The sequence below is a fragment of the Thermoanaerobacter mathranii subsp. mathranii str. A3 genome (assembly GCF_000092965.1).
Taxonomy (GTDB): domain Bacteria; phylum Bacillota; class Thermoanaerobacteria; order Thermoanaerobacterales; family Thermoanaerobacteraceae; genus Thermoanaerobacter; species Thermoanaerobacter thermocopriae.
Window position 1 is genome coordinate 1413296 of the sequence record NC_014209.1, and the last position, 14220, is coordinate 1427515.

Annotated in this window: 15 protein-coding genes and 1 other annotated feature; all 15 genes read right to left on the bottom strand. The window is 34.4% G+C overall.

Annotated elements, in window-relative coordinates:
• Position 1: 1 nt before the first annotated feature.
• The 15 genes from trpA to TMATH_RS07160 all read right to left on the bottom strand — a co-directional run bounded on the left by trpA (position 2) and on the right by TMATH_RS07160 (position 14218).
• Positions 2-790 carry a tryptophan synthase subunit alpha gene (trpA, locus tag TMATH_RS07090; RefSeq protein WP_013150434.1) on the bottom strand — a complete coding sequence of 263 codons (789 nt, stop codon included), beginning with the start codon at positions 788-790 and terminating at the stop codon, positions 2-4.
• Positions 787-1962, bottom strand: a complete 1176-nt coding sequence (trpB, locus tag TMATH_RS07095; protein ID WP_013150435.1) for a tryptophan synthase subunit beta — start codon at positions 1960-1962, stop codon at positions 787-789. The genes trpA and trpB overlap by 4 nt, the downstream gene beginning before the upstream one ends.
• Complete coding sequence (locus tag TMATH_RS07100; RefSeq protein WP_013150436.1) at positions 1959-2570, bottom strand: phosphoribosylanthranilate isomerase; 612 nt, start codon at positions 2568-2570, stop codon at positions 1959-1961. Before TMATH_RS07100 ends, trpB begins: the two co-directional genes overlap by 4 nt.
• 1 nt (position 2571) lies before the next feature.
• Positions 2572-3354, bottom strand: coding sequence for an indole-3-glycerol phosphate synthase TrpC (gene trpC / locus TMATH_RS07105; RefSeq protein ID WP_013150437.1), 783 nt, complete (start codon positions 3352-3354; stop codon positions 2572-2574).
• A complete protein-coding gene (trpD, locus tag TMATH_RS07110) occupies positions 3354-4370 on the bottom strand; it encodes an anthranilate phosphoribosyltransferase (protein WP_013150438.1) in 1017 nt (338 codons plus the stop codon). The genes trpC and trpD overlap by 1 nt, the downstream gene beginning before the upstream one ends.
• The gene (locus TMATH_RS07115) at positions 4351-4938 is read right to left on the bottom strand and encodes an anthranilate synthase component II (protein ID WP_013150439.1); all 588 of its coding nucleotides are present in this window, start codon (positions 4936-4938) and stop codon (positions 4351-4353) included. The genes trpD and TMATH_RS07115 overlap by 20 nt, the downstream gene beginning before the upstream one ends.
• Complete coding sequence (gene trpE / locus TMATH_RS07120) at positions 4938-6365, bottom strand: anthranilate synthase component I (RefSeq protein ID WP_013150440.1); 1428 nt, start codon at positions 6363-6365, stop codon at positions 4938-4940. The genes TMATH_RS07115 and trpE overlap by 1 nt, the downstream gene beginning before the upstream one ends.
• Positions 6366-6402: 37 nt before the next feature.
• Positions 6403-6701, bottom strand: a binding site (T-box leader).
• 40 nt (positions 6702-6741) lie between these two features.
• Positions 6742-7035 (bottom strand): thiamine-binding protein, encoded by a 294-nt coding sequence (locus TMATH_RS07125; protein ID WP_012995423.1) that lies wholly within the window; start codon positions 7033-7035, stop codon positions 6742-6744.
• A 12-nt stretch (positions 7036-7047) separates the two neighbouring features.
• Positions 7048-8238, bottom strand: a complete 1191-nt coding sequence (locus TMATH_RS07130) for a trans-sulfuration enzyme family protein (protein ID WP_012995424.1) — start codon at positions 8236-8238, stop codon at positions 7048-7050.
• An 11-nt stretch (positions 8239-8249) separates the two neighbouring features.
• The gene (locus TMATH_RS07135; RefSeq protein WP_012995425.1) at positions 8250-9020 is read right to left on the bottom strand and encodes an S-methyl-5'-thioinosine phosphorylase; all 771 of its coding nucleotides are present in this window, start codon (positions 9018-9020) and stop codon (positions 8250-8252) included.
• Between the two features lie 63 nt (positions 9021-9083).
• Complete coding sequence (mtnA, locus tag TMATH_RS07140) at positions 9084-10124, bottom strand: S-methyl-5-thioribose-1-phosphate isomerase (RefSeq protein ID WP_013150441.1); 1041 nt, start codon at positions 10122-10124, stop codon at positions 9084-9086.
• A gap of 205 nt (positions 10125-10329) precedes the next feature.
• Complete coding sequence (locus tag TMATH_RS07145) at positions 10330-10977, bottom strand: L-fuculose-phosphate aldolase (RefSeq protein WP_013150442.1); 648 nt, start codon at positions 10975-10977, stop codon at positions 10330-10332.
• A gap of 141 nt (positions 10978-11118) precedes the next feature.
• Entirely contained in the window at positions 11119-11400 is a 282-nt protein-coding gene (locus TMATH_RS07150; RefSeq protein WP_013150443.1) for an EscU/YscU/HrcU family type III secretion system export apparatus switch protein, read from the bottom strand.
• 4 nt (positions 11401-11404) lie between these two features.
• Positions 11405-12790 carry a hypothetical protein gene (locus TMATH_RS07155; RefSeq protein ID WP_013150444.1) on the bottom strand — a complete coding sequence of 462 codons (1386 nt, stop codon included), beginning with the start codon at positions 12788-12790 and terminating at the stop codon, positions 11405-11407.
• Positions 12791-12922: 132 nt separating this feature from the next.
• The gene (locus tag TMATH_RS07160) at positions 12923-14218 is read right to left on the bottom strand and encodes an amidohydrolase (RefSeq protein WP_013150445.1); all 1296 of its coding nucleotides are present in this window, start codon (positions 14216-14218) and stop codon (positions 12923-12925) included.
• Positions 14219-14220 lie beyond the last annotated feature (2 nt).

Genomic DNA, 14220 nt, shown 5'->3' on the forward strand with positions numbered 1-14220 from the left:
TTCATAAAACTTCTTTTAAGCTGGATACAAAACTCTTAACTTCTTTAAGCATTTCAGATTTATTATACCCTTTAGCAATTCTTTCTACAATGGCGCTTCCTACAATAATCCCATCACTGAAATCTTTTAATTTTTTCGCCATCTCCGGAGTAGATATGCCAAACCCTATCGCCTTTGGCATATCAGTGTACTGAGAGACAGTCTTCATATATTCTTCAATATCAGTTTCAATGTTTTCCCTCGCACCTGTCACACCTGTAATTGAAACGCAATATACAAATCCTTTGCCATTTTCAGTAATTAACTTTATTCTTTCTTTTGATGTGGGCGCAACTAAAGGTATCAAATAAATACTGTACTTATCTGCTTCTTTTAAAATATCTTTTCTTTCTTCAAGAGGCAAATCTGGAATGATAAGTCCATCTACTCCTGCTTTTTTCGACTCTTCCAAAAACTTTTGCATCCCATATTTGAATATAGAGTTATAGTATACAAGGTAAACCAGCGGGATATCACTTTTTAACCTTATTTTTTCTACTATTCTCATTATATCAGGTATTTTTACACCTTTATTTAAAGCTCTTTGAGAGGATGCCTGTATTGTAGGACCATCAGCTAAGGGGTCAGAATAAGGTATTCCCAGTTCTATTATATCTGCTCCTCCTTCTTCTAAAGCCAAAACTATATCATAAGTGGTCTCAATATCTGGGTCTCCCGCTGTTATAAAGGTTATTAAGGCTTTACGTCCTTCTTTTTTTAAATCTTCAAATTTTTTGTCAATCCTATTCATAACTCCACCCCCAATACTTTCGCAACTGTATTTACGTCTTTATCTCCTCTGCCTGACAAATTTACAATGATAATATTGTCTTTCCTTAAATTTGGAGCTAGTTTCATAGCATATGCCAAAGCGTGAGCACTTTCCAAAGCTGGTATTATCCCTTCTGTTTGAGATAAATCCATAAAAGCCGTCAATGCTTCTTCGTCTGTCGCATACACATATTGAGCTCTATTACTTTCTTTTAAAAAGGCATGTTCTGGACCTACACCTGGGTAATCCAGTCCTGCAGATATAGAATATACCGGCATTATTCTCCCCTCTTCATCCTGTAAAAGATAAGTCATCATGCCGTGTAATACTCCTACAGAACCTTTCGCCATTGTAGCTGCGTGTTTCCCTGTCTCAATCCCTTCTCCTGCTGCTTCTACACCTATCAATTTTACCTCTTTATCTTCAATAAAGGGATAGAAAATTCCCATGGCATTACTGCCTCCGCCAACACAAGCAATCACATAATCAGGAAGTCTTCCTTCTTTTTGAAGTATTTGTTCTCTTGCCTCATCCCCTATTACTCTTTGAAAATCTCTCACCATAGTAGGATAAGGATGAGGACCAACAACAGAACCTATCACGTAAAAAGTACTATCTACATTTGTCACCCAATCTCTTATCGCTTCATTTACTGCATCTTTTAAGGTACCCGTCCCTGATTTTACCGGTGTTACTTTTGCACCTAAAAGTTTCATTCTAAAGACATTTAAAGATTGCCTCTTTATATCCTCTTCTCCCATGAATATTTCGCATTCCATTCCAAACATTGCAGCAGCTGTAGCAGTTGCCACTCCATGCTGTCCTGCCCCTGTCTCAGCTATAACTCTCCTTTTTTTCATCCGTTTTGCCAATAAAATCTGTCCCAATACGTTGTTAATTTTATGGGCTCCTGTGTGGTTTAGGTCTTCCCTCTTTAGATAAATCTTTGCCCCACCCAGCTTTTTAGTAAGATTCTCAGCATAATACAAAGGTGTAGGCCTTCCTGAATATTCCCTCAAATAATACCTATATTCTTCCATGAAATCTTTATCCTGTTTAGCTTTTTCAAATTCCCTCTCTAATTCTATAAGCGCATTCATAACTGTCTCTGGCACATACTGGCCTCCAAAACGTCCAAATCTTCCACTCATCGAATACCCCTCACTTTTTCAATAAATGATTTCATTTTTTTAAAATCTTTATAACCTTCTGTCTCAACGCCACTGGAGACGTCAACACCATAGGGACTTACTATTCTTATAGCTTCCTCTACATTGTTTTCATTTAGCCCTCCTGCCAAAATTATTGGAACATTCAATTCAAATCCTTTTAAAACTTCCCAATTAAATGTTTTTCCTGTACCACCGTATTCGTTTTTTGTCAAAGTATCAAATACAAAACTATTTACTCTAAATTCTTTTGTTTTTTCCAAATCTTCTTTGTCTTTTATGCGTATTGCCTTCCATACTGTGAAATTTTTAAAATTATCTACATAATCCTGTGTTTCATCGCCGTGAAACTGTAAAACATCGAGATTTAGTGTTTGAGCTATCTTTAATACATTTTCCACTGGTTCATTTACAAAAACTCCCACTGTTTTTATCTCTTTATCAAGAAAGCTTATCAGGTATAAAGCCTGTTCTACCTCTACTTGTCTTTTGCTTTTTGCAAAGACAAATCCTACATAATCAGGTTTTAGCTCATTGGCATATTCAATATCCTCTTTTCTTCTCAATCCGCAAATTTTTACTTTTACCAATTTATCCTCCTCCTTTTGCCTCCCTCACAAAATCAGTGATTTTGTCAATATCATCTATAATTTTCATAAAAGTCTCGCCAATTAATACGGCATCTACTCCCAATGAAGCTAAATACCTTACATCTTCAGGTATTTTTATTCCACTTTCGGAAACAATTATTGTACTTTGAGGTATATATTTAATCAAACTTTTTGTTGTGTTTATATCTACATTAAAAGTTTTGAGGTCTCTGTTATTTATACCTATTATGTCACATTCAGCTTCTAATGCTATTGCAAGCTGCTGTCTATCGTGAACTTCGGCAAGCGCATCTAAACCTACACTTTTAGATAAATTATAAAAATCTCTTAATTTGTCACCTAATACGGAAACAATGAGAAGTACTGCGTCGGCTCCTAAAATTTTTGATTCATATATTTGGTATTCATCCACGATAAAATCTTTTCTCAAAATAGGTTTTGAAGTGACTTTTTTTACTTCCCTGATATAGTTGTCATCCCCTTTAAAAAATTCCTTCTCTGTCAAAACGGAAATAGCGTCAATATCAACTTTCTCATACACTTTTGCAATTTTTACTGGATCAAACTCATCTTTTATAATTCCTTTAGAGGGAGAGGCTTTTTTTATCTCTCCAATAATTGATATACCCTCTTTTTGAAGTGCTTTCTTGAAATTGCCAGAATAGCCTCCTTTAATTTCGTTAATTAGTTCCTCCACTGGCTTTATTCTTTTTTTCTCTTCCACCTCCTTTTTTTTATGTCTCACAATCTCATCTAATACCATCAACTAAGCCTCCTTTGGTACTCCAAAATCTCTGTAAGCTTATCAAGAGCTAAACCCGTATCTATTAGATAATTTGCCACTTTTATTCCTTCTTTTAAATCTTCCACAACTTTTCCTATATATAAGGCTGCTGCTGCATTTAAAACGACTATATCTCTTTTTGGGCCCTTACCCCCTTTTAAAATGTTCAAAATTATTTGAGCATTCTCTTTTGCATCTTTGCCTTCTAAATCTTCAAGATTTGCATAAGGAATACCGTAATCCTCTGGGTCTATCACATAATCAATGACTTTGCCTTCTTTTACTTCACTGACAAAAGTAGGAGAAGTAGTAGTTATTTCATCAAGGCCATCAAAGCCGTGGACCACCATAGCCTTTTCAATTCCCAATCTTAAAAGTACTTCAGCGATTGGATGAGTTAATTCTTTATCGTAAACTCCTACTACCTGTCCTTTTACAAATGCGGGATTTGTCAATGGTCCTAAAACATTAAATACCGTTCTTGTGCCTAACTCTTTTCTAATGCCTGCTACGTTTTTCATTGCAACGTGGTATTTAGGTGCGAACAAAAATCCCATTCCTTTTTCTTCAATTAATCTTTTTGTTTTTTCTGGCACCATTTCAATGTCAAATCCCAATTCCATCAAAACATCTGCACTTCCACTTTTACTGGAAACAGCTCTATTGCCGTGTTTTGCAACTTTTACTCCTGCAGCTGAAGCAATTATAGCAACCGCTGTTGAAATATTGAATGTCTTCCCACCATCGCCACCTGTACCACAAGTATCTATCACGTAGTCCGAAGCAAGCTCTACTTTTATGGCGTTGTCTCTCATCGCCTTTGCAAAGCCTGTTATTTCTTCTACACTTTCCCCCTTTAATCGGAGTCCTATTAATATACCCCCTATTAAAGAAGGAGTTGCGTTCCCACTCATAATTTCATTCATAACAGCATAAGCTTCTTTTTCTTCAAGACTTTCTTTTGAAACAATTTTTTTAATAGCTTCTTGTAACATGGCATCCCACCTCCAAAAAATTTCTCAAAATTTCTTTCCCCTGCTCTGTCAAAATAGACTCTGGATGAAACTGTAAGCCATATACAGGGTACATTTTATGCCTTACTCCCATAATCACTCCTTCCTCTGTATAGGCTGTAATTTCTAAATCTCTTGGAAGGGTTTGTCTATCTATAACAAGAGAGTGATATCTCATTGCCACTATAGGATTTTTAATATCTTTAAATATCTCTTCTCCTTTGTGAAACACGAGAGAAGTTTTGCCATGCATTATCTTATTTGCTTTTACAATTTTTGCACCATATGCATATCCAATCGCTTGGTGACCAAGGCATATTCCTAATATCGGAATTTTGTCCCCTAAACTTTTAATGACATCAACGCATATGCCTGCATTTTCAGGCCTTCCCGGTCCAGGGGATAATATAATTTTTTCGGGATTCAGTTTTTCAATGTCTTTAACAGACACTTCATCATTTCTTATTACAAATATTTTGTTGTTCATTTCTCCCACATATTGATAAAGATTATAAGTAAAGGAATCGTAATTATCTATAATCAGAATCATCAAAGAACCTCCTTAAGAGCCATTGCCTTATTTAAAGTTTCGTAATATTCCATCTCAGGAATTGAATCATATACAATACCTGCTCCCGCTTGAAGGTAAGCATAACCTTCCTTGAAGAGAATAGTCCTTATTGCTATGCACATATCCATATTGCCATTGTAGGAAAAATATCCAACAGCTCCTGCGTAAAAAGACCTCCTCACATTTTCAAGTTCGTCTATTATTTCCATCGCCCTTATTTTTGGTGCCCCAGAAACTGTACCTGCAGGAAGACAAGCTATAAGAGCATCAAAAGCCGTAAGTCCTTCTCTTAACTTACCTGAAACAGTTGATACAATGTGCATTACATGAGAGTAAAAATCTACTTCCATAAAACGCTCTATTTTTACACTTCCAAATTCACTGACTTTTCCTATATCGTTTCTTCCAAGGTCAACTAACATCACATGCTCTGCCCTTTCCTTTTCATCCTTTAAAAGTTCATCTTTAAGTCTTAAATCTTCTTCTACATCTTTTCCTCTTCGCCTTGTGCCCGCTATTGGATTTGTAGTCACTTTGTCTCCAAAAACACTTACAAGACTTTCAGGTGAAGAACCAAGAAGCTGAAAATCACCAAAGTCGATATAAAATAGATATGGAGATGGATTTTTTGACCTCAATCTTCTGTAAACCTCAAAAGGGTGCGAATTAACTCGTGCTTTTAATCTTTGTGACAGTACTACTTGAAATATGTCTCCTTTTTCGATGTATTCTTTTGCTTTTTTAACAATTTTACAAAACTCTTCTTTTGTAAAATTGTAATAAATTTCCTTTTCTTGTTGTGATGGAAGGTCATGAAATTGAGGAGCATTTGATTTTACCTCTTGCAAAAGTTCATTAATTTTTTGCAAAACTTCTTCATATTCTACGTCTTCCTCAGGATACACATTATAAACAACATAGATTCTGTGTTTAAGATGGTCATAGCAAATAAAACTTTTATAAAACATAAAGTATACGTCCGGTATATTTATTTCATCAGGGTTTTTATCTGGTAGCTTCTCATAAAGTCTAATCAGATCATAGGAAGCATAACCTATAGCCCCACCTACAAACGGGATATCAAGCCCTAAGGAATTGTACTTAAAATTCATAATATCTCTTATTTCATCAAGAATTAAGCCTTCTTTTTCTTCTTCACTTTCACCTATAAGTTTTATCCTTTTTCCATAACTTAAAATTGATAAATAAGGGTCTTTTCCTATAAAGGAGTACCTGCCCCAGTTAGTGCCTCCATTTGCACTTTCCAGTAAAAATTTGTTTTTGCCTTTAAGACTATAAAAAATGTTTATTGGTGTCAGTTCATCTCCGTTTATTTCTGCATAGACTGGGAAGACATATCCTCTTTTTTTGTGTTCGCAAAAATCTTCTTTAGAAATGTTTACCACTTTATCACCTCCTGAAAATTAAAAAAGTCACTCCGCCCATTGGGGCGAAGTGACTCGCGGTGCCACCCAATTTGTCCTGTATTACTAAAAAAAGCATTTCACCAAAAGGGCGAAATGCTCGCTTGTGCCACCTTTTTAACACAGGACCACTCTTTCGGGTACGGAGATTCCTCGATACCCTGTCTTTTTAACGGTAGACTACCGGAGACTGCTACTTAAAAGTTCGCAGCTCACCTCCCGGGCCCATTCAATATCAGCTACAGTACTCGGCTTCCACCATCCCGAGCTCGCTTTAACTAAACGCTGATATCTACTCTTCCCGCTCATTGGTTTTCAATCAGCACTTACTTTTATTCTAATAATATAACGCGTTAAATTATTTGTCAATATACTTTTTAATTTTTTCTTCCATCGTCACTCCTTGTGACCTGTAATCAATTTTCACAATAGAGATAACCCTATTGGCTCCTTCTTTTACACAGATTTCTTGAGCTTCTTTTACTATCTCTAAAAGGTGCTCAAACTCTCCCTCCATTGTAGTCTCCATTGGTCCCACCATAAAATTAACACCCGTGCTTTTTATATATTTTATGACTTTATCTACAACTTGATACACCTTTTCTTCAGGCACTAAAGGAAGTACCTGTAAACTAACATTTACAATAGGCATTTTCTCACCTCTTTAAACTTTTTTCAAAGCTTCTTCCAAATCTTCTATTATATCTTCATAATTTTCAAGGCCCACTGAAATTCTCACAAGATTTTGGGAGAATCCAAATTCCTCAAGCTTTTCTTTTGGATATCCCCTGTGTGTCATCAAAGCAGGCACCTCAATCAAAGTTTCTGTATCACCTAAACTCACTGCCAACTGACAAAGTCTTAAATTATTTACAAATTTATCTATTTCTTTAAGACCACCTTCTATTTCAAAACTTATCATCGCACCGAATCCTCTCATTTGCTTTTTCGCTATTTCATAACCTTTAAAACTTTTAAGACCAGGATACATAACGTTTTTTACTTTAGGATGCGAATGTAAAAAATTTGCTACTTCTATTGCATTTTTTTCATGTTGTCTCATTCTTATGCCTAAAGTCTTTATGCCTCTCAACATCAGCCAAGCATTGAAAGGGCTCATTACCCCACCAAATTCACACATATAATCAAATTTTAAGTAATGTATATACTTTTCATCTTGGGAAACTGCAACTCCCCCAAGTGCATCACCGTGACCCCCTATATATTTAGTAGCACTATGAACAACTACATCGGCTCCTAAAAGAAGAGGATTTTGAAAATAGGGGGTAGCAAAAGTGTTATCAACAACAATTTTAATACCTTTTTTATGGCACACCCTTGCAACCTCTTCAATATCTATAATTGACAGGTTCGGATTAGAAGGAGTCTCAAAATACACAACTTTTGTGGAGTCATCTATACTTTTTTCTAATTCGCTTATATCTGTAAGGTCCACTATTTTATAATTTATTCCATATTTAGTCAATATATTTGTCACCACGTTATAACTTGAACCATACAGAGTCTTATGAACTATTACAGTATCTTTGGGTTTTAAAAGAGAAAATAAAACCGAGGAAATTGCAGCCATACCTGAAGAAAAAGCTACTGCCCCTTTGCCATATTCTAACTCCGCTAATCTGTTTTCAAATAATCTTAAAGTAGGATTATTACCTCTTGTATAAACATAGTCTTGAGACTCAAAAGACATCACCTTTTCAACATGTTCAAGGTCATCAAAAACAAAAGTAGTCGTTTGGAAAATTGGAGGATTCAAAGCATTTTCAGGATTTCTATTAAACCTAGTCCCATGAATTGCCTTTGTATCAAACCGATAGTTTTTATCCGCTTCCATAATCGCTCCTCCTATAATTCAATCACTGCCCTATTACAACTACAATGACTTTGATCTAATTTTTCTTCTAAAAAAACTCTTATAAATGTTTTTATCACCTTTTCTTTGCTTAATTCTAAAGTATCCTTTATTTCATGTAATGTTATACTGCCCTTCATTCCTGTAGCCCAATTTGAAACTATTCCCACCGCAGCATAGCACATTCCTAATTCTTTCGCTAAAATTACTTCTGGAATATTAGTCATCCCTACTACATCGGCACCTAAATTTTTATACATTCTTATCTCCTGTGCAGTTTCAAATCGTGGACCTTCAGTGCATACATAAACTGCATCTCCTTTTATTAGTAAGCCTTCTTTTTTAGCAGCATTGTAAAATTTTGCTCTTAAATTGCTACAATAAGGGTCACTCATATCTACATGTCTTACCACTCCATCTTCCCCTTCAAAAAAGGTCAATGGCCTCGATTTAGTGAAATCTAAAAAATCTTTAAGTACTACAACATCCCCTGGCTCATAATTTTCATTAAAAGAACCAACTGCAGCTGTTGCATATACATATTTTACTCCCATTTGTTTTAATGCCATAATATTTGCCCTATAATTTACGAGATGAGGTGGCACTGCATGACTTTTCCCGTGTCGGGGCAAAAAAACAATTTCCTCCCCCTCAATAGTCACAACATCAATTTCCACTTCTCCATATTTTGTCTCTATCAATTTTTTTGACACCTTTTGTCCTATTTCGTAAACTCCAGTACCACCAATAATCGCCTTTTCCATTTAAAATGGACCTCCTTTACATATATAAATAACAATCAACCAGGTATTTTAAAAATTGACACTTTAACTTCTTAGTTTTAGTATGTTTTCTTTAAAAGGAGGTCTTATTATTCCCTTTTCTGTTATTATGCCTGTAATGTTTTCATGAGGAGTCACATCAAAAGCGGGATTGTATACTTCTATCCCCTCTGGAGCAATTCTAACACCGTTTATATGAGTAATTTCCTCAGGACTTCTTTCTTCTATTACTATTTCTTTTCCGCTCTCAATTTCAAAATCAATTGTACTAGTGGGAGCTACTACATAAAAGGGAACATTATATACTTTTGCAATTACAGATAACATAAAAGTCCCAATCTTGTTAGCAGTATCTCCATTTAAAGCAATTCTATCAGCTCCTACTAATATCACATCTATTTTTCCATCCCTTATTAAAGTAGCAGCAACACTATCAGCAATTAATTTTGCAGGAATCCCTTCCTGCACCAATTCCCAAGCCGTTAGTTTGCTCCCCTGCAATCGAGGCCTTGTCTCATCAACGTACACAAATATATTCTTACCACTATAGTGAGCCTCTCTAATGACTCCTAAGGCTGTACCATATCCTACAGTGGCAAGCGCTCCTGTATTGCAGTGTGTTAAAATAACAGCATTTTCTTTAATTACTTCGTTGCCAAACTTAGCCATTTTTTTATTAGTCTCTATATCTTCTAAATAAATACTATCTGCTTCCTTTTTTAAAGCTTGATATATATCTATTAGTTCTAACTCCTTGTTTTTCTCTATAACTTTCTTCATCCTTTTTACTGCCCACATAAGATTTACAGCTGTAGGTCTTGAATTTATAAGAACTTCTAAGGCCTCCTCCATTTTTTTAAAAAATATTTCTCTATCTTCTTTGAGAAATTCTTTAGCTGCCAGCACAACACCATAGGCTGCTGCAGCACCAATAGCAGGAGCTCCTCTTACTATCATTTCTTTTATAGAAAAATTTACATCACTATAAGTTTTGCATTCAAAAATCTCATAACTATTAGGTAATTTCCTTTGGTCAATTAAATATAAAATTTCATCTTTAAACTCTATTGATTTAATGTCTTTCATTTTTCCACCTCATCATCCTCATTACTTTCGCTAGTATATATACTAATCTTAAACATTTTTGTCAGTTGACTCTCTGAAGGTGATTTATTATCCGGTAAAAATTTTCTTTTTGTAGGTACTCTAATATTTTTTTCTTTACTTCTTGGCTTAAAGAAACAGACTTTTTTACTTTTTCTAAACTCCGTTATATTTATCCTTCCTAAAATTATTTTTTAACTTGTCCATAAGTTTTAAATTTTTCTAACATCACTTTCATCTCATCTTCAGAAAGAATTACCGGTTCTCCTATGGACTTTGCTTTATAGTACAACTCCGCAACATATTCAATCTGCCCACTTATATTAAAGGCATTTGGCAGGTCTTCGGCTCCCACTAGTAATCCATGATTAGCTAATAAAACAGCTTTTCTGTCCTTCATTGCTTCAAAAGCGTTTTCCGCTAATTCTTTAGTACCAAAAGTCGCATATTTTGCACATCTCACATTTGGTCCAGCTAAAGCTACTAAATAGTGAACTGGTGGAAGCTCCCAATTTAAACATGCAAGAGTAGTAGTATATACTGGATGGGTGTGTATAATTGCATTTATATCTTGCCTGTTAGCATAAAAAATTTTGTGCATCTCATATTCTGAAGAGGGCTGTTTATCGCCCTCTACTATTTTCCCATTTAAATCCATTACTACGACATCCTCTGACCGAATTTTAAAATAATCCATTCCAGAAGGTGTTATAGCCATCAAACCTTTTTCTCGATTATAAATACTTAAGTTTCCTCCTGTACCTTTAGTGAGATTAGAAGTTATGAGTTTTTTCCCATACTCTACTATTTGTTCCCTTTCTGATTGCATTAGCAACGTTATCACCCTCGATTTTTAAGCATTTTGTAAGATAAGTTGTTTGACAAGTTGTTCTGAGAAAATCATATAATATTGCAAATAAACTGTCAAGTTTGTTATTTTAGACAATTTTTCAAATCGATCGCTTTTGATTCTTCATTACCCATTCGTTTCATTTTTGGCTATTTTATCTAAGTAACCAATAAAAATCAAAATTTCTGCTACAATGTTATATAAATCTTCTGGAATATATTGTTGTATTTCTAAATTATACAATTTTTCTACAACTTCTTCATCTTTATAAATGGGAAGCTTTTGTTGCTGCGCTTTTTCAAGAATTTTATCAGCTATAAACCCTTGTCCTTTTGCAATTACCTTTGGTGCAATATCTTGAACGTCATATTTGAGAGCTACTGCTTTTTTTCGTCTCTTACCACCCATTATTTCACACCCTTATATCAATCTTTTGAAGTCCCGTTTCAAGAATCAAAAAATTCATGATTGCACTGCGCGTCGAAGTTTTTTCCATTCTGTAATCAAGCTCTAAACTATACCCTTTAGCCTTTAAAGACTCAACTAAAATTTTTTCTTTGTCGTTTACCAATTTCAGTGTAGAGAGTCTATCTGAAATAAAAATAGCTTCGAACTTGTTTGAATAAACTCTTTTTACATAAACACCTATACATCCTAAGTTTTGAGTGTTAAGTCTAATCATGACTGAATTTGCTTTAAAATCTAATTCTTTTTTTCTATTCACAAAAAATTGAATTTCAAAAGAGTTATTATTTACATCTAATTTGAGATTAAATGTATTCAAATAAAAGCTACCAAAGTCAAATTTTATATGACTCTTATCATTAAACCTCACAGTATCTAATATCTGAGCAATTTTGGACTTAGTTACTCTATTCTGCTGCAAAACCTTAAATAAAAGAAATACATCTTCTTTGGTTGGTTGTAATTCTTCTTTATAAAAATCAGCCAGCTTTTCTATAAATTTATGAATCTGTACCTTTTCTTTGAAGAACTCTTCTTTTGTAAGAGGCTTTTTGGCAAGAATTAAGCTCAAAATTGCTAAAACGTCTTCTTCATCCTTTGGTCGGATTGAGGTGTTCGAAAGGATATTTAATATGAAACTGTTGAAATCCTCCTTTAATATCCTCTCTTTGGGAATTATGAAAAGTCCTTCTTCTTGGTTGAAAATAAACAAAAAATCATTGCTTTTGAGACTCATGATGTCCTTACTTGCAAATTCTCCTTTTTGCGGCAAATCTAGTAGCTCACCATCTATTTCAAAAAAGGTATCTCCAACCTTTATAAGAAAAGTTTCCCCGTCTGTTTCTAATGTCCCTATAAAAACTCCTACTCCTTTTACAAATTTCAAAAGAGGTTGCGGAATTTTTTTTGCTTCTATAAATGTCACATACTGTTCCTTTTCTGCTTCAACTATATTAGTTGATAGGTTTAGATTGTTGCTTCTAGTTTTCGATAATAATAATTTAACGGGATTTTTGTCAAGGAGAATATCTCTTGTATTGAAGTTTGTTATAACAGCATTTTTATTTAGAAAAAAATGGGCAACTTTAAAAATTATTTTACCATCTTGATATTTAGGTTGAGTTAGCAAAACCTTGTCGCCCTGTTTAAAAGAAAAAGAAGAATTGTTTGTTGCAAAAATTATTTTAGAACCCATTTTAAGCATCAAATTCTTCCCATCTATTTTTACAACTTCACAAATGACATCCTCTGTACTATTTGTTAAATCAAGTATCTCTGTTACAGGATTTTGTTTTTGGTAAAACACTATAAAATTATTATCAATTCCAGTCATCTTCCTCACCCAAAATTTTCTAAAAAAGAAATGATCCCTGTCGCAGCGTTCAAAAAGCGGACTGTCCTAAGCTTACAAAAAATTCTCGTAAATTTTTAGTCTGTAAGATTACGCAGTAGATAAAAGCATCAATTATCTTCGTATCAAATCTTTTGCCCTTTTCTCTACATTATAAATTACTCTTTCCACATCTACGGTTTTTATTTCCCTATTTTCCATTATTATTTTACCATTTATTATTACTGTATCCACATCTGATGCTTGAGCAGTATAAGCTAAAGCAGAAATTAAACTGTTGTGTGGATAAAAATGGGGTTTGTCAATGTCAATAATCACTATATCCGCTTTTTTTCCTACTTTGATGGAACCTATCTCTTTATCCCACAATAAAGCCTTAGCTCCATTTATAGTCGCCATTTTTAAAGCTTCTAAAGCCGGTACAGCAAGGGCGTCGCAATTTAAAGCTTTATTGATGGTCGCAGCAAAATGAATCTCTTCAAACATGTTTAGGTTATTGTTACTGGCTGGACCATCTGTTCCCAAAGCTACGTTTATTCCCTTTTTTAGCATTTGATTCACAGGAGCAAAACCGCTGGCTAACTTGGCATTACTGGTAGGATTGTAAACTGGTGATACCTTCATTTCCTTTAATATTTCAATGTCTTCATCGCTTACATGAACGCAATGAGCCGCTACAGTTGGAACGTCAAATACTCCTATATCTTTTAAATGCTTCACAGGAGATTTTCCATACTTTTGGAAACTCTCTTTTACTTCTTGACTTGTTTCTGCCACATGAATATTAACTCCTGTATTTAACTCCTTAGCTAATTCTACTATTTCTTTCAAATAGGAGGGGCTACAAGTATAAGGTGCATGTGGGCCCACCATTACTTTGATTCTTCCTTCTGCTTTGTTATGCCAGGTATTATAAAGTTCTCTCGTATCTCTTAACTTTTCTTTATTTGCTTTAACATCACTCTCTTCTATAATACCCCTTGTCAACACTCCTCTTATTCCTACTTCTTCTGTTGCCTTAGCTACTTCTTCCATAAAAAAATACATATCACAAAAAGTAGTAGAGCCAGAATAAATCATCTCTATCATACTCAACAAAGATCCCCAATAAATATCTTCTGCTGAAAGCCTAGATTCAACGGGCCAGATATGTTTATTTAGCCAATCAAATAAGGGTACATCATCAGCATAATTTCTAAGCAAAGACATTCCCAAATGAGTATGAGCATTTATAAGACCTGGCATTGCGATTTTTTTTGTACCATCTATAACCCTGTCAACTTTCATATCCGGATTGATTTCTCCTATGTAAGTTATTGTGTCTCCTTTAATATAAATGTTAGTACTTTCTATAATAGTTTGTTCTCCTTCCATAGGTAGCAAAGCTATGTTTTTAATAAGTAAATTCATAA

What these genes read in the sequence shown, in the direction of transcription:
- trpA (WP_013150434.1), bottom strand. Translation starts at nt 790, where the DNA reads ATGAATAGGATTGACAAAAAATTTGAAGATTTAAAAAAAGAAGGACGT.
- trpB (WP_013150435.1), bottom strand. Translation starts at nt 1,962, where the DNA reads ATGAGTGGAAGATTTGGACGTTTTGGAGGCCAGTATGTGCCAGAGACA.
- trpC (WP_013150437.1), bottom strand. Translation starts at nt 3,354, where the DNA reads ATGGTATTAGATGAGATTGTGAGACATAAAAAAAAGGAGGTGGAAGAG.
- trpD (WP_013150438.1), bottom strand. Translation starts at nt 4,370, where the DNA reads ATGTTACAAGAAGCTATTAAAAAAATTGTTTCAAAAGAAAGTCTTGAA.
- TMATH_RS07115 (WP_013150439.1), bottom strand. Translation starts at nt 4,938, where the DNA reads ATGATTCTGATTATAGATAATTACGATTCCTTTACTTATAATCTTTAT.
- TMATH_RS07125 (WP_012995423.1), bottom strand. Translation starts at nt 7,035, where the DNA reads ATGCCTATTGTAAATGTTAGTTTACAGGTACTTCCTTTAGTGCCTGAA.
- TMATH_RS07130 (WP_012995424.1), bottom strand. Translation starts at nt 8,238, where the DNA reads ATGGAAGCGGATAAAAACTATCGGTTTGATACAAAGGCAATTCATGGG.
- TMATH_RS07135 (WP_012995425.1), bottom strand. Translation starts at nt 9,020, where the DNA reads ATGGAAAAGGCGATTATTGGTGGTACTGGAGTTTACGAAATAGGACAA.
- mtnA (WP_013150441.1), bottom strand. Translation starts at nt 10,124, where the DNA reads ATGAAAGACATTAAATCAATAGAGTTTAAAGATGAAATTTTATATTTA.
- TMATH_RS07150 (WP_013150443.1), bottom strand. Translation starts at nt 11,400, where the DNA reads ATGGGTGGTAAGAGACGAAAAAAAGCAGTAGCTCTCAAATATGACGTT.
- TMATH_RS07155 (WP_013150444.1), bottom strand. Translation starts at nt 12,790, where the DNA reads ATGACTGGAATTGATAATAATTTTATAGTGTTTTACCAAAAACAAAAT.
- TMATH_RS07160 (WP_013150445.1), bottom strand. Translation starts at nt 14,218, where the DNA reads ATGAATTTACTTATTAAAAACATAGCTTTGCTACCTATGGAAGGAGAA.